The sequence below is a fragment of the Cobetia sp. 1AS1 genome (assembly GCF_029846435.1).
Classification (GTDB): Bacteria; Pseudomonadota; Gammaproteobacteria; order Pseudomonadales; family Halomonadaceae; genus Cobetia; species Cobetia amphilecti.
This window is the reverse complement of sequence record NZ_JARWKU010000001.1, coordinates 482,843-508,048: the sequence shown is the minus strand read 5'-3', so window position 1 is coordinate 508,048 and position 25,206 is coordinate 482,843. Positions and strand designations below refer to the sequence as shown.

The 25,206-nt window shown below is 56.8% G+C and carries 16 protein-coding genes; 5 read left to right on the top strand and 11 right to left on the bottom strand.

The window, feature by feature from the left end; translation table 11 throughout:
* The first annotated feature begins 327 nt into the window (after positions 1–327).
* The 4 genes from QD280_RS02205 (at position 328) to QD280_RS02190 (ending at position 5,831) form a co-directional block, all read left to right on the top strand.
* Entirely contained in the window at positions 328–2,379 is a 2,052-nt protein-coding gene (locus QD280_RS02205; protein WP_279838163.1) for a sigma-54-dependent Fis family transcriptional regulator, read from the top strand.
* A gap of 542 nt (positions 2,380–2,921) precedes the next feature.
* The gene (locus tag QD280_RS02200) at positions 2,922–3,911 is read left to right on the top strand and encodes a DUF1852 domain-containing protein (protein WP_279838162.1); all 990 of its coding nucleotides are present in this window, start codon (positions 2,922–2,924) and stop codon (positions 3,909–3,911) included.
* A 97-nt stretch (positions 3,912–4,008) separates the two neighbouring features.
* Entirely contained in the window at positions 4,009–5,043 is a 1,035-nt protein-coding gene (locus tag QD280_RS02195; protein WP_054555785.1) for a methionine synthase, read from the top strand.
* A gap of 272 nt (positions 5,044–5,315) precedes the next feature.
* Positions 5,316–5,831, top strand: a complete 516-nt coding sequence (locus tag QD280_RS02190; RefSeq protein ID WP_279838161.1) for a flavin reductase family protein — start codon at positions 5,316–5,318, stop codon at positions 5,829–5,831.
* A gap of 326 nt (positions 5,832–6,157) precedes the next feature.
* On the opposite strand, the gene QD280_RS02185 is transcribed toward QD280_RS02190, so the two are convergent.
* From QD280_RS02185 to QD280_RS02165, 5 genes are read right to left on the bottom strand one after another with little or no spacing between them, the layout of a single operon-like run.
* A complete protein-coding gene (locus QD280_RS02185) occupies positions 6,158–8,257 on the bottom strand; it encodes a DUF262 domain-containing protein (protein WP_279838160.1) in 2,100 nt (699 codons plus the stop codon).
* Between the two features lie 27 nt (positions 8,258–8,284).
* Entirely contained in the window at positions 8,285–11,323 is a 3,039-nt protein-coding gene (locus QD280_RS02180; RefSeq protein WP_279838159.1) for a type I restriction endonuclease, read from the bottom strand.
* Positions 11,324–11,363: 40 nt separating this feature from the next.
* The gene (gene dinD, locus QD280_RS02175) at positions 11,364–12,230 is read right to left on the bottom strand and encodes a DNA damage-inducible protein D (RefSeq protein ID WP_279838158.1); all 867 of its coding nucleotides are present in this window, start codon (positions 12,228–12,230) and stop codon (positions 11,364–11,366) included.
* Complete coding sequence (locus QD280_RS02170; protein WP_279838157.1) at positions 12,223–13,536, bottom strand: restriction endonuclease subunit S; 1,314 nt, start codon at positions 13,534–13,536, stop codon at positions 12,223–12,225. Before QD280_RS02170 ends, dinD begins: the two co-directional genes overlap by 8 nt.
* Entirely contained in the window at positions 13,536–15,809 is a 2,274-nt protein-coding gene (locus QD280_RS02165) for a class I SAM-dependent DNA methyltransferase (RefSeq protein ID WP_279838156.1), read from the bottom strand. The genes QD280_RS02170 and QD280_RS02165 overlap by 1 nt, the downstream gene beginning before the upstream one ends.
* Positions 15,810–17,105: 1,296 nt before the next feature.
* On the opposite strand from QD280_RS02165, the gene QD280_RS02160 reads away from it, so the two are divergent.
* A complete protein-coding gene (locus QD280_RS02160; protein WP_043335079.1) occupies positions 17,106–17,459 on the top strand; it encodes a hypothetical protein in 354 nt (117 codons plus the stop codon).
* A 210-nt stretch (positions 17,460–17,669) separates the two neighbouring features.
* On the opposite strand, the gene QD280_RS02155 is transcribed toward QD280_RS02160, so the two are convergent.
* From QD280_RS02155 to QD280_RS02130, 6 genes are all read right to left on the bottom strand, one after another.
* Entirely contained in the window at positions 17,670–18,584 is a 915-nt protein-coding gene (locus QD280_RS02155) for a LysR substrate-binding domain-containing protein (protein ID WP_279838387.1), read from the bottom strand.
* Between the two features lie 138 nt (positions 18,585–18,722).
* Positions 18,723–20,249 carry an amino acid racemase gene (locus QD280_RS02150; protein WP_279838155.1) on the bottom strand — a complete coding sequence of 509 codons (1,527 nt, stop codon included), beginning with the start codon at positions 20,247–20,249 and terminating at the stop codon, positions 18,723–18,725.
* A 91-nt stretch (positions 20,250–20,340) separates the two neighbouring features.
* Complete coding sequence (locus QD280_RS02145) at positions 20,341–21,663, bottom strand: dicarboxylate/amino acid:cation symporter (RefSeq protein WP_279838154.1); 1,323 nt, start codon at positions 21,661–21,663, stop codon at positions 20,341–20,343.
* A 315-nt stretch (positions 21,664–21,978) separates the two neighbouring features.
* The gene (locus tag QD280_RS02140; RefSeq protein ID WP_279838153.1) at positions 21,979–22,938 is read right to left on the bottom strand and encodes an ABC transporter substrate-binding protein; all 960 of its coding nucleotides are present in this window, start codon (positions 22,936–22,938) and stop codon (positions 21,979–21,981) included.
* Positions 22,939–23,293: 355 nt separating this feature from the next.
* Positions 23,294–23,995, bottom strand: coding sequence for a pseudouridine synthase (locus QD280_RS02135; RefSeq protein ID WP_153635445.1), 702 nt, complete (start codon positions 23,993–23,995; stop codon positions 23,294–23,296).
* The gene (locus QD280_RS02130) at positions 23,995–24,909 is read right to left on the bottom strand and encodes a nitrilase family protein (protein ID WP_052384749.1); all 915 of its coding nucleotides are present in this window, start codon (positions 24,907–24,909) and stop codon (positions 23,995–23,997) included. Before QD280_RS02130 ends, QD280_RS02135 begins: the two co-directional genes overlap by 1 nt.
* Positions 24,910–25,206: the final 297 nt, after the last annotated feature.

Genomic DNA, 25,206 nt, shown 5'->3' with positions numbered 1-25,206 from the left:
ATGCACGACTGACAAAGCTCGTAAGCACTTGTCGTGAATGACAAAAATTCGCCACTACCGCGCCACCAACCTCCTCGCCTCGCCGGGCTCTCCACCGTCCTCGTGACAACTGTACGCCGTACGCCTGACACGGGGCGTTACACCTGTAACGCCCCGACCAAGGATGCAGGACAGGATGATTGACGCTCCCGCCACACCGCATACGCTTGAAGGAGCACACGCCGCTTTCGCTATGGCCGCTGTTGTGACAACCGCCACCGCCACTTTCACAAGCGCCATAGCCACTATCAAAAGAGCCGTCCCGAGACGGCCAGCGCCGAGGCAGCCATGATCCGCCAACTCGAAACGATGCAGCCCGACAAGCGGCAGCATATCCAGACCCTGATGCAACTGGGCGAAGGCCGCGACGTCTTCCCTGAGACGCAGCGCGACGTCATCCGTCGTTCCTGGCAGCGTTGTCTGGAGGAATATCAGCTCGACCCCAGCCGCCCTCGCCCGGTCCGCGTCCTCACCCAGCAGGCGCTGCGCGATCATCAGGAATCGGCGGATGAGCTGTTGCATGTGGCGCGTGCCGGGGTGGAGCGGCTCTATAGTCAGATCGCACAACATGGCTATGCGCTGATCCTCACCGATCAACGCGGTATCGCTGTGGATTTCCGCGGTCAGCGTGATCAATTGAGTGAGCTGCGGCGCGCGGGCCTCTATCTCGGCTCGGACTGGAACGAGCGCTATGCCGGCACCTCGGCGGCGGGCACCTGTCTGCACGATGGCGCAGCCGTCACCTGTCATCAGCGTGAGCACTTCGATGCTACCCACATCGACCTGACCTGTACTGCAGCCCCCATCACCGATCCCCAGGGCCGTGTAATCGCTGCCCTCGACATCTCGGCGCTGAAATCGCCCCGCCCGCAGGAGAGCCAGACCTTTGCGCTCTCCCTGGTCACCCTGCACGCCCGCATGATCGAGGACGCCTACTTCCTGCATCGCTATCGGGATTGCCTGATCCTGCGCTTCGACACCGCCCGGGAATTCGTGCACCTGAATGGTCGTGGCCTGTTTGCCATTCAGGAAGATGGCAAGGTGATCGCCGCCAACCACGAAGGCCGGCGTCTGATCGATGCGCATCTAGAGCGCTGGCCACCGTGGACGGTCTCCACCCTGCCCGCCGTCACGCAGCTGTTCGATGGGGAGCTCAATGAGCTGTTGAGCATTCCGCACGCCAGCCGGGATCAGATTCGCGCCTTCCGCCTGCGGGCGGATGACGCCATCGTCTTCGTGACGCTGATCGAGCCACGCGGTTATCCGGTGCGGGCCCTCCCCACTGTCAGCCAGCAGGATGACCCGGTGCCCGAGCTTGATCAGCTCGCGGGAGACGACCCTTCCATGCACCGGCTGCTCAAGCTGGCGCGCCGCATGCGTCACGAGAGCGTGAGCATCCTGATTCGTGGCGAGACGGGTACCGGCAAGGAAGTGTTGGCGCGGGCGCTGCATGACAGCGGGCCACGCGCCAAGGCGCCCTTCGTGGCGGTGAACTGCGCCGCCATTCCGGAATCGCTGATTGAAAGTGAACTCTTCGGCTATCTGCCGGGCGCGTTCACGGGAGGAAGGCCCAAGGGCATGCGCGGCCTGATCCAACAGGCCGACGGCGGCACGCTGTTTCTGGATGAGATCGGCGACATGCCGCTGCCGCTCCAGTCGCGCCTGCTGCGCGTGCTCGCCGAACGGGAGGTGTCGCCACTGGGGGCCGAGACGCCCATCAAGGTGGATATTCGCGTCATCACCGCCACGCATCGTGATGTCACGGAACTGATTGCCAGCGGGCAATTCCGCGAAGACCTCTACTACCGCCTCAACGGCGCCGAACTCCTGCTGCCCGCACTGCGTGAGCGCGCCGACCGCCACTACCTCATTCGCCAGCTGCATGCGGAGCTACAGGCCGAACGCGACCAGACACTCCACCTGCGCGCCGATGCCATCAGTGCGCTGCTGAGTCATCACTGGCCGGGCAACATACGCCAACTGCGCAATGCGATTGCCTTCGCGATGGCTACCGCGGAAGGCGATGAAATCACCCTGCATGATCTGCCGGAGGTCTGCCAGACCCACACCGGCAGCGCCCGCGGGGCTGCCAGCTCGCTTGTCGCTGCCTCCCCCTTTGCGTCCGGCGCTTCCTCGAACCCGGCCTCTCCTGCGCTCGCGTCTGCAGGGGTTGATGCGGGGGTTGATGCGGACGCCAGCGAACTGCTCGAGCTGTTACGCCACACGGACTGGAACGTCAGCCAGGTCGCCCGCCAACTCGGCGTCTCACGCCCCACCATCTACCGCCGCATGCGCCGCCATGGCCTGGTGGCGCCCAATCATCAGCCGCTCGCCTCATGAACCAACTGCATCCTCATGGCCGAGTATGGAGAGCGTGAAGAGTGCATGAGGATGTCGTGCTCTGAAGCGTCAAGTGCTTGCCACACACGCAGGCCCGAGCGGAAGTTCGGGCCTGCGTGTGTGTTTTCCATTCTTTCCCCTCTTACCCCTCTTTCCCTTCTTACAAACTCCTCGCGTCAACGTCTCTGCGGCTCACGTTGCGTGCTTTCTGAGCCCGCCTACCCCCGCTCGTTTCGCCGGCTTTCAAAGCGCCAGACATGACGCCCGCCCCCATCATGAATTTCACTCAACTTGAACATTAAAAAATCCAGTTTGTCTCATGGAGTCAGGAGCTAGATACTCATCTGCATCAGATCGTTGATGAAGACTTCCCATGACGCTGCACTTCACAGCCAGCACACGGAACGTGATGGCGAGCAGCGTGCCTCTCCCGGCATGGATGCGTTCTCACAGAGAGCAACCCGCTCACGAGACGCCTGAAAGATCACGGGAAGATGTCGACGACACAGTGAATTTTCTCTCTCAGGATCAGGGTGAACGCCATGAGCAACGAATTCGGTTTCAGCATCAACAGTCTGCGCTTTGACGAGAACTACGTTCCGGCGGAAAACACCCGCCTGACCACCAACTTCGCCAACCTGGCGCGTGGTGAGAGCCGTCAGCAGAACCTGCGCAGCACGCTGAACATGATCAACAACCGATTCAATGCGCTGGCCAACTGGGACAACCCCAAGGGCGACCGTTACTCCGTCGAGCTGGACATCATCTCCGTCGAGCTGAATCTCGATGCCGCGCGTTCCGACAACGCCCTGCCGATCATCGAGATCCTGCAGACCACCATCGTCGACCACCAGACGAATCAACGCATCGACGGCGTGACCGGCAACAACTTCTCGTCCTACGTGCGCGATTATGACTTCAGCGTGCGCCTGCTGGAGCACAACAAGGGCAAGGACTCCTTCAGCGTGCCGGAGCAATTCGGCGAGCTGCACGGCAATCTGTTCCGGGCCTTCGTGGGTTCTGCTGCCTACAAGGAATGCTTCAAGAAGCCGCCGATCATCTGCATCAGCGTCTCGACCACCAAGACCTACCAGCAGACCGAGAATGTGCACCCGATCCTCGGGGTGGAATATCGCCAGGACGACGATTCCCTGACCGATGCGTACTTCAGCAAGATGGGCCTGAAGGTGCGCTACTTCATGCCGCCGGGCAGCGTTGCGCCGCTGGCCTTCTACCACACCGGCGACCTGCTCAACGATTACAGCAATCTGGAGCTGATCAGCACCATCAGCACCATGGACACCTTCCAGAAGATCTATCGTCCCGAGGTCTACAACGCCAATTCCGTGGCCGGCAAATCCTATCAGGCGAGCCTGAAGCAGCAGGACCATTCACTGACGCGCATTGTGTACGACCGCGAAGAGCGCAGCCAACTCGCCATCGAGCAGGGCAAGTTCGTGGAAGAGAGCTTCATCAAGCCCTACCAGAGCCTGCTCGAGCAGTGGTCCGCCAACTGGTCCGCCAACCAATAAATCCATCATCGGTCAGCTCACTGATCCGCAAACAGCGCGCGCTGATCGACGAACGACTTCCGCCATCTGAACCATTCCAAGGACAAGGTTATTCATCATGACGAGATTACTCCCGACCTCCACCGCTGGCAGCCTGCCGAAACCTTCCTGGCTCGCCGAACCGGAGGTCCTCTGGTCCCCCTGGAAGCTCGAAGGTGAGGCACTGATCGCGGGCAAGCAGGATGCCCTGCGCGTCTCCCTGCAGGAGCAGCAGCACGCCGGGATCGATATCGTCAGCGATGGCGAGCAATCGCGTCAGCACTTCGTCACCACCTTTATCGAGCATCTGAATGGCGTGGATTTCGAGAAGCGCGAAACCGTCAAGATCCGTGATCGTTACGAGGCCAGCGTGCCGTCCGTGGTCGGCCCAGTCTCTCGCCAGAAGCCGGTGTTCGTCGAAGATGCCAAGTTCCTGCGCTCGCAGACTGATCAACCAATCAAGTGGGCACTTCCGGGACCGATGACCATGGTCGACACCCTCTTCGATGGCCACTACAAGAGCCGCGAGAAGCTGGCATGGGAATTCGCCAAGATCCTCAACGAGGAAGCCAAGGAACTCGAAGCGGCAGGCGTCGACATCATCCAGTTCGATGAACCGGCCTTCAACGTGTTCTTCGATGAAGTGAACGAATGGGGTATCGCCACGCTGGAGCGTGCGATCGAAGGCCTCAAGTGCGAGACCGCCATCCACATCTGTTACGGCTACGGCATCAAGGCCAACACCGACTGGAAGAACACCCTAGGCTCCGAATGGCGTCAGTACGAAGAAGCCTTCCCGAAGCTTCAGCAATCCAACATCGATATCGTCTCGCTGGAATGCCACAACTCCCACGTGCCGATGGAGCTGATCGAGCTGATCCGTGGCAAGAAGGTCATGGTTGGTGCCATCGATGTCGCCAACAACACCATCGAGACGCCGGAAGAAGTCGCCGAGACCCTGCGCAAGGCGCTGCAGTTCGTGGATGCCGACAAGCTCTACCCCTGCACCAATTGCGGCATGGCACCGCTCTCTCGTGAAGTCGCCCGCGGCAAGCTGCAGGCACTCAGCGCCGGCGCCGCCATTGTGCGCAAGGAACTCGAAGCACAGCGCTGATCGCTTGGCCGAGACAGAGCGCGGGCCAGGACACAGCACTGACAGATAGCGTCCAGCTAGTTCCAAACCGAGTTGGCCCGACGATAGTGCTCGAGAGTGAAAGCAGCAGCGGCTGATACCGCCGCAAACAAAAATGGCCATCGTGAAGGATTCACGACGGCCATTTTTTCATCACTCTTACCCTTGTCACCCAAGCGTCCAGTCCCGCGCTATCGCTGCAGCCCCTCCCCACGGCTGACAATTACCACCTCCCCAATCTTGCAGGACCTGCCATGTCGCTCTCAAACACTACTCCAGCCCCCACCATCGACCCCGCCAGTTTCCGTGAAGCCCTCGGCCACTTCGCCTCCGGCATCACGATCATCACTACCCAGGTCGACGACGAGCCGATCGGCTTCACATGCCAGTCGTTCTACAGCGTCTCGATGAACCCGCCGCTGGTCTCCTTCAGCGTCAAGGCAAGCTCCTTCAGCTACCCGAAGATCCGCCAGGCAGAACGCTTCGCCGTCAACATCCTCTCCAGCGAGCAGAGCCACGTCTCCAACCAGTTCGCCATGCGTGGCGCGGACAAATGGCAAGGCATCGACTGGCAGCTCTCCCCCCTCGGCAACCCGGTGATCAATGACAGCCTGCACTGGCTCGACTGCAAGATTCACGCAGAGCACCCCGCAGGTGACCACCTGATCGTGATAGGGGAAGTGAAAGGACTGAATCTGGATGTTGCGGGGACGGCGCGGCCACTGCTGTATTTCAAGGGGAAGTACGGGGGCTTGGCTGGGGGAGAATAAGACTGGAGGATACTCGTCGCCCGAAACTTTTTAGGATCAGGCTAGGGGATTATGAGCTGGCTTTTAAAACAATAAGTTACTGGCAAAAAAGAAAAGCAACCGTAATCAAGCGAAAAGTACAGTTCTTTGGAATCAGTAGGTTAGCGAAAGTTGAGGATTGCGCACGAAGCTGGTGTGTGTACCGGTGGTGTACTAGGTGTTTAGTCCCAGGGTGTAGTGGTCTAAGGTATCAACCGTTATCGGAGGAGGACCCATGGCTTAAGTACTTCACAAACGCGCCAAGACCACGCACGCCATCCGAAAAGACATACAGCGATCGTCAGTACCTAGTCGCCATCAATACCCATTTGCTGTTCAAAGGATTGACGAATCAATCCCATAATATACGGCAATTCAAAGGCATTGCTTAGACCAATCTCTACATCCCCGTTGCCCCAGCGACCTAAGTTTGTTACATCGACCGCAACTCCTTTGGGATCATTTAACACGTGGAATGCCATGTTCAAAGACAGTCGGAGTCGGCGCTTTTGCGGAACCACATCGACAAAGTTCGTCTCGGCTTTGAATGCAATATAAAGCTTGAGGACCTCTTCAGTGACACTTGGGTCGAGCGCCAGAACTTCCTTTCTCAGCTGCTCAAATAGAGCGCGCATCGGGCTTCCGTCTGCCAGTTGAGGGTGATCCTCAAGGTTGTAGGCTTCTGGTTTGACGGCCACGTTGCGGTAGGTATCGAGGATTTCGTCCGGCAATATCGGCGCAGCCCAAACCCGCACCGCTTCCTGGGCCAGCTTTACGGCCCGATCCTTAATTGAGTCCTCATTCCATGCTTCTACAGCTCCCAGGCCATCGTTGAGCCGTAGGGGGCTCTGTTTGAACCCGCCTTGCATATCGCGTTTATCGATGAAGGCTCGGTCACTGTACTCTGAGTTGTAGCCCGTAAGAGTCAGGTTACCCAGCGTATGCAGCCAGGTTTCATGCACACGCTTCCATTCCGGACCTAGCTCATCCTTCCATCTAGCAGACAGATTCTCATTCTGCGGCATGATGTGTTCGATCGTGTATTCGTCGACCGGAACTCGTTCCTTGCGTTCGAAATTCTCCAGGCGGCGTAACCAGTAACTCCGACTGCGGAAGTTGTAGAGATCGCGTACAGCGAGTTCCCGTTTGAACTCTTCATCATTCGGAAAACGCCGGTATGACCTCAAACTGAGCAGGTGAGCCGTGATGCTCTCCAGGTAACGTTTCTTCTGCAATGATTTCTGAAAGGTCGCAAAGGTCTTGTTCAGGGAGTTTGTGGGGATGGCACAAACCGCACGACGGAACACATAGGACTCGATCAGCCGAATAGCGCTATGAAAGTCATCTCGGGACAGATTACCCTGTTGGTAATCATGGTAAAGCTCCAGCAGAAACGGATATGCCACGTCGACTTTGAGTTCCCGCAGGTCCTTAAATGCCATTCCGAGCTGTTTATCAGTCTCTTTACCCAACGCCATCGCACAAAAATATCGGGCGAAAGCATGTATTTCAGCAACCAATGAATTGACACCAGCATCCGCCACTTCGGCGCGACGTGAATGCTGTTTGAAAGCCTCGTACACCTCATCTAACCGTGGAATTTCCCCGGTTTTAACCGTGAGGTACTGGCGCATAAAGCTGTCAAAGTAAACGCCATAGCCTTCTTGCCCGAATTCCACCTCCATCGGACGCCAGTGGTCGCGATAGAGCCGAGTTTGATGCTCCGGCTCCAGTCCCATCAGCACATAGTTCCGGATTAGGTCAGCTTGGCTCAGAGCTTTTCCTGTGGAATTCATGCTCTCAAAAATAAGTTGCGGATTATCCTGGTCTCGGCTCAGCGCAATATCAACGATGATGAGCTTTGAAAGGCCCCGGCAGAGGGTTCCCAGCTCCCCGTTAAGCCGCTCAATCTGGCTGTTGAAGAACTCGAAGTTTTCCTGGATTCGAAGAGAACCATCATCAGATAACGGCTTCTGCGTGACCAACGCCAGCAGGCTCTCTTTGTCCGTCTGGGTTAATAGCAGTTTGTAAGCTCGCTCACCATCTTCCAACGGGTTAAGAAGGTAGTAATTGCGCAGCTTCTTAGCCGAAAATCCCTCCAGAGGTTCTGTGTCCCCAAGGTGTCGAGATAGCGCCTCAAGAATCAGCATGGTGGTAGTCAGTCGCTGTTGCCCATCAATGACCAGCAATGGTGATTGACTAGACACCTGATAAAGCCCCTTCTCGATGTAAACCACCGAGCCAATGAAATGTGCTGATATACCATCGTTGGTACCGGCTCGCATAATGTCGTCCCACAGTTGGCGACATTGCTGTTCAGACCAGGAATACGTTCTCTGGTAGATCGGAATGACAAATTGTGGCGACTTCTTCAAGAAGTCGAGCAACTTGGCTTCTGTAGCTTTCATAACGGACGTTATCCCTTTTTTGTTCTGTTACTGAGATTTAATGCTGGTTTTGACCTGGTTATACACTGCCCGCATCAGGTACTCAGAAGCGATATTGCGGAAGGACTCGTCGTTCATCAGGCGTATGAAGATGTCTTCGTTGCCATCCATTCGCTCTACAAACAAGTTCTCAAGCTGCTTGTTAAATACCGGTTCGAAATTCTCCAGGCTGTTGGCCATAACGGCCTGCCGTAGCTGTTCGTTGGCAACGGCGGTTTCCTTCACCTGATCGAAGAACAGCTGGTCCGCCGGGGTAAACGCTGTACCAAATCGCTCATTGAGCTTGTCGACCAGTGTCGATAACTGCACCTCTTCCTCTGCCTGGCCGGTACCGACCTCGGTCGGACCATAGAGGGCTTCCGGCTCGCCTACTTTCAGGTCGATGGCTCCTTCACTGATTTTCTGAAGTCGGTAGTACTTCAGCTCTACCTCGTCATCAACCTGCACCGTGCGCGTATCGGTGGTGTAAGGCAGCTTGGTGAGCAGGAAGCGGGAATAGGTGTACAGCTTCTCGTGGTCCGAGTCCTGATAAGGAATAATCTGGGCAACGAAGCCGTACAGGTTACGGAAGCTGACCAATTGCCCCTTGAACAGGGCTTGGTCTTCCTCGCTCAATTTCTTGAAACGCTCGACAGCCAGGTCAATCAGACTGTTCAGCTTCTTGTGTTCGCCGCCCGTCGGGTTCAGTCGGTTCCGGAACCAGATCTCGCACCACGCGCTCACCTCACCCTCCGTAAAAATCTGCCAGGTGGACAGGGTGTGGGCCAGGTTATTGAGCTGCTGAGGGTCGGTATCCTCTTCCTTGGTGGTCACCTCGTAATAGGGTTTGAACGCCTTGTAGATTTCATCCGGCTCATTCACGAAGTCCAGGACAAAGGTATCTGTCTTGCCCCTGGCCGTTCGGTTAAGCCGTGACAGCGTTTGCACCGCCTGAATGCCTGACAGCTTCTTATCCACATACATGCTATGAAGCAGTGGCTGGTCAAAGCCGGTTTGGTATTTTTCAGCGACCAGTAACACCTGATATTCCTCGGTGTTGAATTTATCCGGTAGCTCAGACTCCTTGATGCCCTCGTTCATACCGACTTCGGTAAATGTCTTGTCAGCATATTCCTTGAGAGCGATTTCTCCCGAGAAGGCTACAAGGGACTTCACATCGGTATAGCCTTTAGATTTGATGTACTTGTCGAAGCCCAGCTTGTAGCGCACCGCATGTTCACGAGAGCTGGTCACTACCATGGCCTTTGCCCGGCCACCGATCTTGTGGCGGGTATGGGTGCGGAAGTGCTCAACGATCACCTCAACCTTCTGCGCTATCTCATAGTCATGGAAGGAGACAAAACGAGCCAGCGCCCTTGCTGCCTTGCGGCGTGGCACTTCAGGGTCATCCTCCACCTTCTGGATCAGCTTGTAATAACGTTTGTAGCAGGTGTAGTGGGCCAAAACGTCATGGATAAAACCCTCTTCAATGGCCTGCCGCATACTGTAGTGATGGAACGGAGCTTCTCCGTTTCGTCCCGGCTCGTTGAACACGGCCATCGTCTTGAACTTGGGGGTAGCGGTGAACGCAAAAAAGCTCAGATTTGGCTGTTTGGCACGTTTGAGCTGCTCACGGATGAGTTCTTTCTTTACCTCCTCGCTGAGGCTCTCGTCCTCCATGTCCAGTAATTGCTCAGCAATAGCTGACTCGATGCCATCCTTGTTGAGGATCTTCCGCAGCTCCATAGCCGTTTCGCCACTCTGCGAGCTGTGCGCCTCATCCACAATCACCGCAAAGCGTTTGCCTTCCGTCGAAATTGAAATGCCTTTGCCTTTCTGCTCCAGCGTGCGGATGGCCTGACTGATGAAGGGGAATTTCTGGATAGTCGAGATGATGATCGGCACGCCGTCAGCCAACGCCTTGGCCAGTTGCTGAGTATTCTCGTCGATCTTCTGGACGACGCCCAACTTGTGCTCGAACTGGAAGATGGTGTTCTGCAATTGCTGGTCGAGTACCCGGCGGTCAGTAATCACCACCACAGAATGGAATACTTTCTCGTTATTAGCATCGTGCAGACTGGACAAACGATGGGCCAACCAGGCAATGGAGTTGGATTTACCGGAACCCGCAGAGTGCTGTACGAGATAGTTATGGCCGGAGCCCTTGGCTTTTGCGTGCTGGGTCAGAGACCTTACGGCATCCAGCTGGTGGTACCGTGGGAAGATCAATGTTTCCTTGCGGTGGCGCTTGATTCCCTTTTCGGTCACGACCGTTTTCTCCTCTACCTGAAGGTGCAGAAAACGGGCGAGGATATCCATCAGGCTGTCCCGCTCCAGCACCTCTTCCCAGAGGTAGGCGGTACGAACATCACCTTCCATCGGCGGGTTGCCAGCGCCGTGATTAAAACCCCGGTTGAAAGGCAGGAAAAAGGTATCCTTACCCTCCAGGTGGGTCGTCATAAAAGCTTGCTCGGTATCTACCGTGAAATGCACCAGGCAGCGATTCTTGAAGGCGAACAGCGGGTCTTTGGGGTTTCGTTCGAAGCGGTACTGGGACTTGGCATTTTCAACGGTCCACCCGGTCGCCGACATGGCATTTTTCAGTTCCAATGTGGCAACTGGGAGACCATTCACAGCCAGCACCATGTCAGGAATTGCGCCCGTCTTGGTATGTACCTGGCGAACCACGGTAAGCCTGTTCGCGGCGTAGCGTGCAGCCGCGCCGGTATCAATACTGGTATTGGGGGCAAAATAAGCCAGCTTCACCGACTTGCCGACGCATTTAAATCCCTCGCGCAGTACCGTCAGAGCCCCTTTAGCGGCCAGTTCCTTGGTGAGCGCATCCAGGAGCATACTCTCGGTTTTGCTCGCATCCAGGTTGTTCAACCGCTCCCAGATCTTGGGTTGTGTCTTCTGCACAAAGCTCACGACATCCGCCGGGAACAAGGCTGTTTCAGCATCGAAACTGGTGGGATCTCCCTTCTGATAGCCACCCTGGGTGATCAGCGCCTGCTCTATGGCGTTCTCAAAGTCGATTTCTTTGTGCATAACCTATGTTCCTTTTTAAAACTTGGCTGGGTTCCAGCGACTACTCTTGGTCAGAATCCTCGTTCTGCTGCTTTCCCAGCTTCTTCTGAGCGCTCTCTACCTGTTTGACGCTTTTATCCGGCGTGGGCAGGTTTTCCGGCATGGTGCCGCCCAGTTCGCCAATGGTTTGCCGTACTTTCTGGCCTACCTCGAAATGGGTCTGGTTAGCTTGCCGCTTACCCTGAATGTTGTCCCGGCGCAGCTTCTCTTCTGCCTGTGTCGCACGGAACAGGTTGGCAGCAAGCTCCGTGCTGCCCATGTAGTCCAGAATTTTGTGGCTCTTCTTGAGGCCTTTTATAGCGTGAATACCCTTGGCTCCCAAGCCGCCATATAAACCTCTATAGCCATGATCCTGAAAAATGGCGTAATCCTGCGGAGACTCTACGCCTGCATCCTGGGCAGCCGCCGCCAGGTATTTGTTGTGGGCAATAAGCTCCTTACGGATTGCCAGGCGCTTCTCATCCTCGGAGAGAGATGTGAACTGCTCGCTGTCCTCCAGCTCCTGTCGGCGCGTCTGGATAGCAAAGTAGGTCTGACCATTGGCGATCACCGGCTTCGTGGGATCGCCGTTCTGGACGATCAGGTAGCAGGCATAGCGTGACAGGTGTACATCCGGTACCTCACGTTGCGCTCCAGAGCCGATACCAACCATTTTGCGCACGTCCGCAAAATGGTCTGCAACGTCGTTCCCAGATCTTTCACAGGCATGTTTGGCCTTATCAATGACGGGGACAAAATTCCGCCACTGCGGGTATTCCAGCAGGGGGGCCAGCTCCCTGGCGGACCAGAACTCGTTGCCGTGCTCATCCTCTCTGCGGATGCCTTCGAAGCTCTCATGATGGGTATTGGTGGACGGCGTATTAGCCACGGGCAACCTCCTTTTGCTCATTGATAGTAGTTGAGCAGAAGTCCCGAACATCGATTTTTCCGGTGACCGCGTTCGTTATTAAAGCTAAACGGTACTCTTTAAGCTTATCAATCGCTTTATGAATGTAATCCGCCTGCTCTTCCATTTTGGAAGTGATGTTATCCAAGTAATCCGCTATCTTGATTTGCTCTTCGGCAGGTGGACAGGGACCTATCTGGCCTGCAATTCTTTCTATGTTCAAGTTGAGCTGAGTATTTAAAACCGCTGTAGTTAATAGTTGTTGCCTCATTGCAATAAACATATAGAAAAGGTAATTGAGACTTATGTCATCATATGGCACGAATCCAACAATACTGTCGGGAAAGCATGCTTTAAAATTCAGGATAGCCATATCACCAATATTTGCGGCGATGGTCATAACTAATGTTCCTGCCGGAAACTCCTTGCTAACTCTAAGCCCATCGTCATTTAACGTCTGAGAGTAACCAGAGACGAACTTTCTTGCATTTGCTACGTCACCAGTTTGAATGAAAGGGTAATCTCCGCCATAAAATCTGGGATCATTTCTGGGACGATGAGAAAATTTACCTCTTGAAATTTTCGTCATGTACTTTATTTTCTTTGGCGTCCAATGTTTAGGGATATCTCCTAACCACCGCGTCCCTGAGCTTTTCATTGCTGCTGAAGAATCTAACCCTTTAGTTATAGCCTTGTTTATTATGGTTACTCGTTGTTCGGCTATTTTGTCTAATAGCAACTGCTTTTTGGCGATCAGTGCATCAATTTGAGCCGTTTTGTAGTCAAGAAAACGAACGATGGCTTTTTGCTCATCGAAAGGTGGTACTGGCAACGCGACCGAAGCTAAGTTTTGCCTTGGAAGCTCCATGAAGGTGGTTCCTTGACCAAGGCTAATAAGCAAAGCCCTTGCTGAGATCAAAGAATAATACCAGTACTCTTTTAAGCCCTCCTTAGGCACCAAAATCCGGCAACCCTGGTTTACACAAGCTGCCATTTTTGTGATCGCTATATGCCCTATCGGAGCTCTCGTTGACAGCGCAATACTCCCTGATGGTGCTAACGAAACTCCGCAGCTTTTGTACCCTAATTGAGTAATCTTCCTGCGACTCGATGTAATTAATTTACCGGCATTACTGCCCAAGTCGTCAGGAGTAATCCAATCAATATCTCCGTTCCAAAACTCAGGATTACCGCTTTTCGGTGTAGATCCGTTATGAATTTCGAAAATATGACGAACCTGCTTTATTTCCCACTCTATCGGAATATCAGGAAGCTGATATATTTTCATCAAACCACCTCCGCCAACATACCAATAATTTCCTTTTCCAACTGGCTAATTTCACCAGCGATCTCTTCAAGTGGGCGTGGTGGCTCATAGACATAGAAATGGCGATTCAGCGGAATCTCGTAACCCACTTTGGTTTTGCTATGGTCAATCCAGGCGTCGGGCACATGCGGCAACACCTCAGCGGCCAGATAGGCCTCGCAATGGTCCTTTACCAACGCAAGCAGCTTGTCATGACCGGTTTCGTTGTCGTATTTCAGCGGTAAGGGCAGGCTGATATCGTTGGGCAGAGTCACATTCTCGGTATCACGCAACTCCGGATCCGGCTCTGGATTGCCCTTCTTGTCACGGCAAATGTCGGCCTGTGAGTCTCGCTCTGACAGCGCCGCCAGTATCGCCTTCTTCACCGGAGCACCTACCTTCAGGTCCGCCTTCTTCAAAGCCTTATTCAACACGCCTTCGAATTCGTCCCGGTTCTGATAAAGGATTTTGCCATCCAGCCCTCCGAGCAGGTCTTTTATGGCAGCCTGAGTCTGTTTACCCGCCTCAATTTCCGCCTGATAGGCCGCTTGGTCCTTACGCTTTTTACTGGTAGCCAGGTTGGCAAACGCCCGTTGCTCGTCCAGGCGAGCAACCCTCTGTGGGCTGGCCTGGAAATTCAGCCTTAGAGGGCGTTCCACTGTGATTTTCAGGTAGCCAAACTCGTGGTTATCAAAGATCTTGCTGACGGTACGGGTTTCGGTTCCTGTCGGTCTTGATGATCCTTTGGTATGTACCGGCGCTGCGGAGGTCGCCTCATGCTGATGTTCGGCGTAGAGGCGAACCAGTTCGCGGATATGCTCCTCAGCCAACTCATTTCGCTTGTTACCCAGGCTTTTGTCCATCTTCTTGTAATGGCGGGTGCCGTCGATCAGCTGCACTTTGCCTCGGCGGTGTTCCGGCTTTCGGTTACTGACAATCCAGACGTAGGTGTAGATGCCGGTGTTGTAGAACATCTGGTCCGGCAGGGCCACGATGGCATCGAGCAGATCATTTTCGATGATCCAACGTCTTATATTTGACTCTCTAGCTTTAGATGTAGGAGAGCTTGCGTCTCCGCTGAACAAAGGGGAGCCATTAAAAACAACTGCTATTTTAGAACCATCTCCACCAGCATTTATTCCGTCTACTATTACCGGCGGCTTATGCATCTTGGAAATCATATGTTGAAGGAATAGAAGCGAGCCATCATCAATACTTGGTAACCCAGCACCAAAACGGCCTGAAAACCCTTGTGCGGAGTATTCTTCTCGCACGAAATCTTCTTCCGGCTTCCACTCGACACCAAAAGGTGGATTGGAGAGCATGTAGTGGAACTTCTTTTCCTGGTGGCCATCGTATGGCACGAAGCCGCTGTTTTTGTTCTTGGCGTCTTTCACGCCCAGCGTGTCCCCATAAATGAGATTATCGATGGGTTCGTCTTTGATCAGTAGGTCCGAGCAACAGATAGCGTAGGATTCTGGGTTGTACTCCTGGCCAAACAGCTCGATGTGAGCATCCGGGTTTAACCCTTCATGGATACCATCACCACAGATGTACTTTTCAGCTTCCGAGAGCATGCCACCGGTACCGGCAGTGGGATCATAGATGCTCCGGTAAATGCCTGGAGCGAAGATGCCTTCCTCATCGGTAAACAACAACTGCACCATCAACCGGATGACTTCGCGGGGAGTAAAGTGGTCCCCAGCCTCTTCATTGGCCTGTTCATTAAACTTTCTGACCAGCTCTTCAAACAGATAGCCCATCTGTAGGTTGCCGAGGGTTTTGGGCGAGAGGTCAATCTCGTTGCTACAGAACTCTTTGAGAATCAGGAAAAGGCGGTTGGCCTCATCCAGCTTGGCAATTTCCGCTTCGAAATCGAACTTATCGAATATGTCCCGAGCGCGGGGTGAGAAACCTTGGATGTAGGCAATCATGTTGCCCGCAATGTTGGGCGGATCGGCCAGTAGCTTATCGAAGGTGAAGCCACTGGTATTGAACAACTCCTGTTTGCGGCCACTGGTGGCAATGCGGGATAGCGCCTTTTCCAGTGCAGGGCCGGTTATGCCGCGGGCTTCCAGGCGTTCCTTCTCAGCCAGTACCTTTTTCTGGTTTTCCGCCAATACCAGGTCAAACCGACGCAAGACGATCATTGGCAGCATTACCCGCCGGTACTGGGGTGGCCGATACGGGCCTCGCAGCTTGTTCGCGATGTTCCAGATGAAGCCGACAAGGTTTTGATGATGGTTTTGTTGCATGCTGTTCTCGCTATTTAATAGTTACTGCTGTCTTGCCATGCGTGTCGACATAGCCAGGTGCCAGGACAGCGTTAGCGCAGTGTTCAAGAAGGTTTCAGTTACGCAGGCGTAAGCATTGAGTTCACCGTGCTGATACCATCGATAGCTGTAATAAGAAGCCATCTGCCGATAACCACATCAGTTCCGATCCTAGTGAGGCGGCATTGGTGGAATCCCCCTTGAGTCGGCGGCGACAACCTCCACCAGACTCCAGAGCAGCTTGCAATGCGCCGGCCTCTATCAACCCGCGCTCTCGCTGACAGCTAGGAAGGTCCATTGCGATCGCTCGCTGCTGAGTGCAGCATCCACGATGCTTCCCCTACGTAACGCAAATTATGAGTAATTGAGGGAATCATACACGGCATCGGCTTACCGATGCAGCCAGGTTCCACTACCTAGAGGAGAGCCGACGGGCTCCTTCCGGGCTGACCCCACCAGGTTCTCGCGAGCTCCGCACCCAACAAGGTCGACGCGAAAGGCCTTGAACCCAACACAGGAGGTTAGAAGCAGGGTGGGCTACACCTTATGAATGCCCCCTCTCCCTACGCCGCTTCAACTCAGCCCGCGCCCAAGCGGATGCATCTTTCATATCTCGCTGCAGTTCGTCCAGCTCTTCGGTAGTCAGCCACCGAACCGCTGGCTTATGAGTCCCTAGATCAACTGACCTTCTACTTTTAGCACGGCTACCGCACGGCGCTTACCGCTGGGGCGAGCTCCGTCTCATGGTCTTCCACCATGGCGTCCTGCCTTGGCGAGAAATGCATATCTGAATATAGGAAATTTCAAGAAGCCTAATAATAGCTGAGTCGAGGCAAGCGCGGAAAGAAACCGTTAGCTCGATTACGCGACACTCAGCATCGCATTAATGAGACACTAAACTCGATCCCCAACGCGCCTCGCCGCCCCCTTCGCTCTATCGAATCGAACTCCACGCCGGAAATTTCCGCGCCATTCGCCAACGCTTACGCCTACTGTCTGACTCAACTGATATCCAGCTGCATCAAATTCATACGCCTACGTAAGACATTGCCAACAAATTCCAAATCCACTTTCTCCAACCCCACGGGAAATTTCCGCCCAGGCACGGGAAATTCCGGTTTTTCTGCCCCACACTATCGCTAACTTACTGATTCATATAGAAAGTGGTGATAATCGAGGCTCCGAATCGCCCTATCTCATCTCACAGCCAAAACTCATATTGCACTGCAGCAAAAACAGGCGTATCAATGTACTCAGGTTCCTTACTTGGAGAGCACAATGGCTAAACAACCTGCCTGGTCAGAGTTGGTCCCGACGACGCCGGCTGCGATGTTCGATGTCTGGAAACTGGGCACGACGTCGGTGGAGATGTGGTCGACGGCCATGTCGACCATCATGTCGCGCACTCAGTTGTGGGGAACCCAGTCACCGCTGGACCCGAAGATGATCACCGAGAACCAGAAGATGGTGTCGGAGAAGATCGCGGCCAGCTGGGAGATGTGGTTCGTGATGCAGAAGGCGTGGATGAACGCGATGACGGGCGGCAAGGTGGCGCCGTGGTGGACGACGGGCACCCTCTTCATCAAGCCGTTGCACAAGCGTACGACGGCCAACTCGCGTCGACTGTCGTGAGAGGCAATGCATGACTTGCAGCTGCGGCCGCTAGGCTGTGAGCTGAGATGCGCTCAGATGCCACAACGCAAGACGGGAGCCCAGGCGGCTCCCGTCTTGCGTTGTGCTCTCGCGATGATTTCAGTTCATTGCCCTGCTCTTTCCTTTCCGTACTCTTTCTTCTCCGGGCCCTTTCTTTTTCTCCCCCTTCCCTAGCACGCCGCGAGCGGGCTATTGGTCTGGCTCGAGGGCCTCGTCTTCGGCAGTCAGACAGGCTTGCCAGATGCGTTCGGCCACGCGCTGATCATGCTCGGCGTGGCGGAAGAGGCAGATGTCCAGCGGCGCGGTGTGGCTATCGTCGCTGATGATGACGAGACGTCCGGCAGCCAGCTCGTCACGTACAGCGCGCTCCGGTACCCAGGCGATGCCGCTACCGGCGAGTGCACCACGCTTGAGCACGTCAGACATCGAGCATTCGTAGCGGAAGTTGAGACGCGCGGCGAGGTTCTGGCGGCCAATGATCAGTGCGGTCAGGCGCCCGAGGTAGCTGTCGCTGGAGTAGCAGAGATAGGGTTGCGGCGTGTCGCTGTCGAGGGAGTAAAGCGCCTGGCCTGTGTCATCGAGGGCGCTGACGGGCACCAGTCGCTCGGAGCCGAGCACGATGGAGGGATAGCGCACGATGTCGGTGAGCGTCGGGAGTAGCGGGCTGTTGTAGGCCAGCATCAGATCACAGTTGCCGCTGATCAGGGCATCGACACAGCCGGCGACGTGGTCGGGCACGATGCGTGCCTTGAGATTGCCCAGTCGGTTTTGCAGCTGTTCATGCCAGTCGACGAAGAAGCTCACCGCCAGCGTGTGCGAGGCGGAAATCGAGACGACTTCCTCTATCTTGGGCACGAAGCCGAGCGCCTCATCGCGGCCGACGCGCAATACCGAGAGCGCATCCTGGGCGGTGCGCTGGAAGGATTCGCCCGCGGGGGTCAGGCCGACGGGGAACAGGCTGCGGTCGATCAGGGTGGCACCGACCCAGTACTCCAGATTGCGAATACGACGGCTGAAGGCCGGTTGCGTCACGTTGCGCAGGGTGGCGGCGCGCGAGAAGTTACGCGTCACCGCCAGGGTGAGGAAGTCTTCCAGCCAGTTCATTTCCACGGCGAGCACCTGAAGAGAGGCATGAATGAGGCAAAGGCACACAGCGCGCCTGCGTGGGCGCAGTATATCGCGTCGCTGCGTGTCTTTTCTTCAAGCTCTCTTCACTGGCTTACCGGATGGGTGCAGCGCTGATCAGGCCTCGGCTTGCGCCAGTGCCACACAGCGCTGCGCGAGAATTTCCGCGGGGTCGAGCAGCGCTACCCGCTCTCGCAGCGCCGCATCAAGCTCGATCAACGGAAGCTCGGTACAGCCCAGGATGATCACTTCTGCGCCCCGCGCCAGCAGGTGGGAAATGGCAGCCTGCAGATGCTCGCTGCACTCCCCTGTCGTATGGCCCGCCTTCACGCCGTGATGCCCGTAGATCGCCTCCATCACCTGGGTCTGACAGCGCGCGTCGGGCACCAGCGTTTCCCGCCCCGAGGCCTCGATGATGTCGTGGTAGACCCGACTGGTCACGGTGCCACTGGTCGCGAGCAACCCGACCCGCGCCACCGGCGTCTGCATCGCTGCGATATGGTCAACCACCGCCGTCAGCATGTTGATGATCGGGATGCCGATATAGGGCTGGATACGCGCCACGAAGGCATGCGCGGTATTGCAGGGGATCGCGATGGCATTGGCGCCATCGGCCTCCAGCCGCTGACAGGTCGCGAGCATCGGAATGCTCGGATCTTCGCCCTTGCCGATCAGATTGGCGGTGCGATCGGGAATCTGCGGATTCTGCTCCACCACCATCTTGAGGTGGTCCTGATCGCGTTCGGCACGCGTCAGGCTGACCACCTTGCGCATGAAGTCCACCGTAGCCGCCGGCCCTACCCCACCGAGCACGCCAAGCTTGAAGTTGCGATTCTCGCGCTCACGGTCCACGCCCAGTGCGTATTCAGCGTAGATGAGGTTGGAGTCGAGCAAGGGCACCGGCACCAGCGGCTGCAGCGATTCCATCAGCACCGGAATCTCGCTCAGGCCCGGCACGATGATCTCCGCGCCCTGACTGACCAGATCATCACAGGCCTCGAGCAACAGTTGCAGACACTCGCCTCCATGATGGCCGCTTTTGATGCCACTCGGCCCATAGATGGCCTGCATCAGGGCATCACGCTGCAGCGTGGCATCGGGGTAGATGACCTCGAGGCCGTCACCTGCCACGAAGTTACCGTCTTGAGTGGCGTGCGTGACGGCCGCCGTGGCCTCCGGCTCCCCGAAGCGCTGCTCGAAGATGCCGGAGGCGCGCACATAGCTTGAGGTCAGCACGCCGATCTTGCGCACCTCGGGATAGTCGCGGCGAATGCGTGCCAGCAGCGCATCGAAGATATCGACGACGTTGAAGCTGATTTCCGGGGTGATCTCGGCCAGGAAGGTGTGGGAGAGAAAGCATGGCACCATCGCGTTCTCGACCTTGCCCTGCATGTCCTTGAGCACGTTGTAGACGTAGAACTTGCGCCGCAGCGGGTCGTAGGCCTCCGCCGCGATTCCCGGCCCATCATCGAAGTGGCGTTGCTCGAAGGCGATATCCACCCCGCCCGGCGGCTTGCAGTACTGCGCCGCGCGCACCGTCTTGAGCAGGACATCCGCGCTGCCGATCGCCCCCAGGCCACCCACGACGCCGTAGCGAACGACAGAGGGGCTGGCTTTATGTGAAAGTGCGTTGGGGCGTTCCATGACGATGTTCTCCTGATGTCGTTGACACGCTTATCACGCGGATGCCGACAAGCCGATGATGATGACGCGGTGGGTGTTCAGACAAGAGCGCTCAACTGAGCTCTGAGCGCATGACGTGGGGCGTATTGAAGACTTCCTCGTCGAGCTCGCCTTCGCTCTTGGCGACCAGGCAGCTGACGGCGCAGTCACCCGCCACGTTCAGGCCGGTACGCGCCATGTCGAGCACACGATCGATGCCGGCGATGATGGCGACGCCTTCCAGCGGCAGGCCGACGGAGGTCAGCACCAGCGAGAGCATGATCAAGCCGGCACCCGGCACACCGGCGGTACCGATGGAACCCAGCGTCGCGGTCATGATGATGGTGACGTATTCGGTCATGCCCAGATCAACGCCATAGGCCTGGGCGATGAACAGCGCGCAGACGCCCTGATACAGCGCGGTGCCATCCATGTTGATGGTCGCGCCCAGCGGCAGCACGAAGCTCGAGACACCCCGCTTGACGCCCAGATTCTGCTCGGCGGCCATCATGGTCACCGGCAAGGTGCCGGAACTGGAGGTGCTGGTGAAGGCGAGCATGATCGGCTCGACACTGCCCTGGAAATAGCGCAGCGGGTTCAAACGCGCCAGAAAGCGCAGCATGCCGCCATAGACCACGATGGCATGCACGAAGCAGCCGAGATAGACGATGCCGATCACCTTGGCCAGCGGCGCGAGCATTGCCAGGCCATAGGTGCCAGCCACCCAGGTCATCAGGGCGAAGACACCGTAGGGCGTGAAGGCGATGATGATGCTGGTCATGCGATAGATGATTTCCGCCGCGGACTCGAAGAACACGCGCACCGGACGGGCTTTCTCCCCCACCAGCGTGATGGAGAGGCCGAAAAGGATCGCGAAGACGATGATCTGCAACACATTGCCTTCGGCGAAGGCCTCGACGGCATTGGTCGGCACCAGCCCGAGCAGCGTATCGACGGCGGTCGGCGCTTCACGCACCTCGACATTGGCCGCGTTGCCCAGGTCGATCCCGACGCCCGGCTGGAAGACGGTGGCCAGACCCAGGCCGATGGTGATGGCAACCGCCGTCATGCCCAGATAGAGCACCAGCGTCTTGACGCTCAGGCGGCCGATCTTGGAGAGGTTGTTGAGCGAGGCCACGCCAGTGACCAGCGAGATGAAGACCAGCGGCACGATCAGCATCTTGATGCCGCGGATGAACAGGTCACCCAGCGGTTTTATATCGGCGGCGATATCGGCGCGCCCGGTCTGGTTGAGCACGATGCCCAGCCCCAGGCCCAGAACCAGCGCGATGAAGATCTGCTTCCACAGCGCCAGACGTGTCCAGGGAGACAGAAAGCGCGCAATGGGCCCGGGAGAGCGAGGCATCGGGGCGGAGGAAGAGCCTGAATCAGCCATGAGTGTTTCCTTCTTGTCATTATTGTTGGCTACGCGTGGAAGCAGCGCAGAGTGCAGACTGATGGTGATACAGGCCCCTATCCCGCGACCAATTCTTTATTTGGATTTTCCATGCAAGATTTGCATGACGATGAATTCTCCTCCTGATGCGCGGCATACCAGAGGCTATTCCCGGCTCTGACGCTGTGCGTTTTCTTGATACGTTCGCTGCTGTAGAACGCACGAAGCCCGCTCAATGAGCGGGCTTCGTGTTCTTGGCACTACATTCAAGGTGCTGAATCAACAAAGATCAGCGGCACCTTTTCAAGCTGTCGATCATGCCTCCGGCAGACCCAGGGCCTCCTTGACGGCCGGCCAGGCAGGTTCGCCATCACGGGTGGTCACGCCTTCCAGCCAGGCCTTGACCTTGGCCGGGTTGGCCTTCATCCAGGTTCCCGCCACCTCTTCCTGCGGGCGCTCTTCCTTGCCATAGCCATAGATGAGTTCACTCTGCTCCTCGGAGGTGAAGGAGATCTGATCCAGGAAGATGGATGCATTGGGATGTGCTTCCGACCACGCCTTGTTGGCCAAGGTCTTCACATCACTGGCGCCACCACCCGGGCCCCAGAGGTCTTCCGGGTCATCGAGGAACACCATGTCGTATTCGACGCCCATCCAGTGCGGAGTCCAGCCGACGAACATGACCCACTCATCACGCTTGATGGCATTGGCGACTGTCCCAAGCATGCCAGCAGTGGAAGACTCCTTGAGGTCCCAATCGCCGAGACCATAGATGTCCTCATCGACGGCACGGTTGGCGATTTCACTGGAGCCCGAGCCGATCTCGATGGAATAGATGGTCTTTTCGAACTTGTCGGCAAATTCCGGCTTGTCGACGTCATGCAGTGAGGTGACACCGGCTTCGGCCACGTAACGTGGCACGGCGAAATTGGCACGTGCGCCATCCACGTTGTTGCCGAAGTCGACCATGGCATCCTTTGCCATAGCCGCCTTGTACATGGTGCTCTGCCCCGGCAACCAGGCGGCCAGGTAGACATCGACTTCCCCGAGCGAGATGCCTTCGTAAGTGATCTGCGCGCCCAGCTGGCGGGTGGTGGGAGAATAGCCCAGTGCCTCGAAGATTTCGGAGGCAATCTCGGTCTTCATGGTCACGCCCGGCCATGGCGGCGCCGCGAACACGACACTGGCATCTTCCGCGGCAGTCGCCGGCGCTGACAGCGTTGCCAGCAACAGGCCACTACCCGCCAGCGCCATGCGCAGCGGCAGGGGTTTCATCAGGTGGGACCTGGTGAAGGGAGACGACTTGAAGAAGGGGGACGACATAGTGGACTTTCCTCGTTGTTGTTATGAATACGTCATTGTCATGAAAATACTGGAAACAAGCGTTTGATTGAAGACAGCCTCTGCATAAATACTACTTCTGCAAAACCCGCTTCCAGCAAATAATTCACAATACGAGCAGACAATTGCCTACCTTAAGCGCGATCGTTGGATCGATACAAGGCTCGGCGGCCAACGACGCGCATGAAAAAGCCCCCGCCATTCGTGAAAAATGACGGGGGCTTTTCATGACGCATACGTCGATGAATCAGAAGCTAGCGACCAGAAGCGAATGATCAGAAGCCAATGATCAGAAACTAGCGATCTCTTCCGGACGCAGGAAGCGACATTCGCCCGGCTCCAGCTCCGGGTCCAGCTCGACAGCCCCGATGGCTTCGCGATGCAGGGCTTCGACGTGATTGCCGATGGCCGCGAACATGCGCTTCACCTGGTGGTAACGGCCTTCGGTGATCCACAGCAGACCCACGGTGGCGGTTTCCATCTCGAGACGCGCCGGACGCGTCGGCTTCTCTTCGCCATCCAGCATCAGGCCGTGCTCGAAATCGGCAATGGCGGTGGCCAGCTCATCGCCTTCCAGCGGACGCGCCAGAGTGACGCGATAGCGCTTGGCACAGGCCTTCTTGGGCGAGGTGACACGGTGGTTCCACTGGCCGTCGTCTGTCATCAGCACCAGACCGGTGGTGTCGACATCGAGACGCCCGACGATGCTCAGGCGCTCGACATTGGGCAGATCAATCAGGTCATGCGCGCGCTCATAGAGGCCCGGCTTGCTGGTGCATTCCACATTGGCCGGCTTGTACAGCATCAGATAGCGCAGCCCCATCAGCTCCAGGTGCTCGCCATTCCATTCGACGCGCATGCCATCCTTGACGGCGCTCGCGGTGTTCTTGACTACCTCACCATCCACGGTGACATCGCCGCGGTGCACGACCTTCTTGGCATCGCTACGGCTGAGATCCGTGGTTTCGGTAAGGAATTTGTCCAGGCGCATCAGGCCTCCAGAGTGAAATGATCGGCGTCCATCCACGCCGGAAACTTGGTTCGAAACTCGTCGAGCGCGCCGCGTTCAAGCGTCACGGTCTCGATGAAGGGCTGGTCTGGCGCAGGGTCGAGGATGGGCTCGCCCTTGAAGTCGCAGACCATGGAGTCGCCGGTATAGTGCAGCCCGTTGGCGTCGTCACCCACACGGTTGACGCCCACCACGTAGGCCAGATTCTCGATGGCGCGCGCCTGCAGCAGCGTACGCCACGGATGACGCCGTACGCCCGGCCAGTTGGCCACGCACAGCAGCAGGTCATATTCAAAGGCGCTGTCAGCGGCGGTCTCGGCGGCACTCACGCCACCGATGACAGGACGCTGACGCAGCCAGGTCGGGAAGCGCAGGTCATAGCAGACCGAGAGCTGAATCCGAAAGCCGTTGAGCTCGACCAGCACCCGCTCATAGCCCATGCCATAACGCTCATGCTCACCGGCCATGCGGAACAGATGGCGCTTGTCATAGTGCGTCACCTCGCCGTCAGGCGTGGCCCACAGCATGCGGTTGTAACACTCGCCGTCATCCAGCACCGCGATGCTGCCGGTCATCACGCAACCACGGGTGATGGCCTGTGCCTTGAGCCAGTCGACGCTCTCGCTGGACTCCATCGGCTGGGCCATCTCGCGCGAATTCATGGTGAAGCCGGTGGCAAACATCTCAGGCAGCACGATCAGGTCCGTTTCGGCATTGCGGCCATCGGCGCCCATGACCAGGCCAGCGGCATCCAGCTGCTCGCCGAGCAGGCGGCAGTTCTCCGCCGGGTCTTCCCAGCGCAGGTCCGCCTGCACCAGGCTGACACGCAGTGTCGCCCCTCGCGAGGCATCGCCAGCATTCGCTTGCGAGGAAGTCGCCTGTGGCTGTGTCGTCATGGTCGTCGTGCCTCCCTGCTGGCTGAATGGACGCTTGAGTGGCAACTGGCGGATTCGCGGCGGCATGAGCCTTGCCCACCCTGCCGCTGGTCGTGCCATGCCTTGAAAGCGCTCATTCTACCGTCTGTGGCGATCAGATGTGAGAGGCAAAGCATGATCTGTCACCACTGCACTGCTCAGCACGCGCACGAATCCCTGGCGGCGGGTGTGAGCATCAGAAGCCAGTGATATATTGGCGATGAACGCAAAGTCGCCACGCCAGGTTGCGGCGACGTCTGTTCACCGCGAGCTTGCTCG

Bases quoted from the DNA above. Each gene is read 5' to 3' on its own strand.
- QD280_RS02205 (WP_279838163.1), top strand. From the start codon at position 328: ATGATCCGCCAACTCGAAACGATGCAGCCCGACAAGCGGCAGCATATC.
- QD280_RS02200 (WP_279838162.1), top strand. From the start codon at position 2,922: ATGAGCAACGAATTCGGTTTCAGCATCAACAGTCTGCGCTTTGACGAG.
- QD280_RS02195 (WP_054555785.1), top strand. From the start codon at position 4,009: ATGACGAGATTACTCCCGACCTCCACCGCTGGCAGCCTGCCGAAACCT.
- QD280_RS02190 (WP_279838161.1), top strand. From the start codon at position 5,316: ATGTCGCTCTCAAACACTACTCCAGCCCCCACCATCGACCCCGCCAGT.
- QD280_RS02185 (WP_279838160.1), bottom strand. From the start codon at position 8,257: ATGAAAGCTACAGAAGCCAAGTTGCTCGACTTCTTGAAGAAGTCGCCA.
- QD280_RS02180 (WP_279838159.1), bottom strand. From the start codon at position 11,323: ATGCACAAAGAAATCGACTTTGAGAACGCCATAGAGCAGGCGCTGATC.
- QD280_RS02170 (WP_279838157.1), bottom strand. From the start codon at position 13,536: ATGAAAATATATCAGCTTCCTGATATTCCGATAGAGTGGGAAATAAAG.
- QD280_RS02165 (WP_279838156.1), bottom strand. From the start codon at position 15,809: ATGCAACAAAACCATCATCAAAACCTTGTCGGCTTCATCTGGAACATC.
- QD280_RS02160 (WP_043335079.1), top strand. From the start codon at position 17,106: ATGGCTAAACAACCTGCCTGGTCAGAGTTGGTCCCGACGACGCCGGCT.
- QD280_RS02155 (WP_279838387.1), bottom strand. From the start codon at position 18,584: ATGAACTGGCTGGAAGACTTCCTCACCCTGGCGGTGACGCGTAACTTC.
- QD280_RS02150 (WP_279838155.1), bottom strand. From the start codon at position 20,249: ATGGAACGCCCCAACGCACTTTCACATAAAGCCAGCCCCTCTGTCGTT.
- QD280_RS02145 (WP_279838154.1), bottom strand. From the start codon at position 21,663: ATGGCTGATTCAGGCTCTTCCTCCGCCCCGATGCCTCGCTCTCCCGGG.
- QD280_RS02140 (WP_279838153.1), bottom strand. From the start codon at position 22,938: ATGAAACCCCTGCCGCTGCGCATGGCGCTGGCGGGTAGTGGCCTGTTG.
- QD280_RS02135 (WP_153635445.1), bottom strand. From the start codon at position 23,995: ATGCGCCTGGACAAATTCCTTACCGAAACCACGGATCTCAGCCGTAGC.
- QD280_RS02130 (WP_052384749.1), bottom strand. From the start codon at position 24,909: ATGACGACACAGCCACAGGCGACTTCCTCGCAAGCGAATGCTGGCGAT.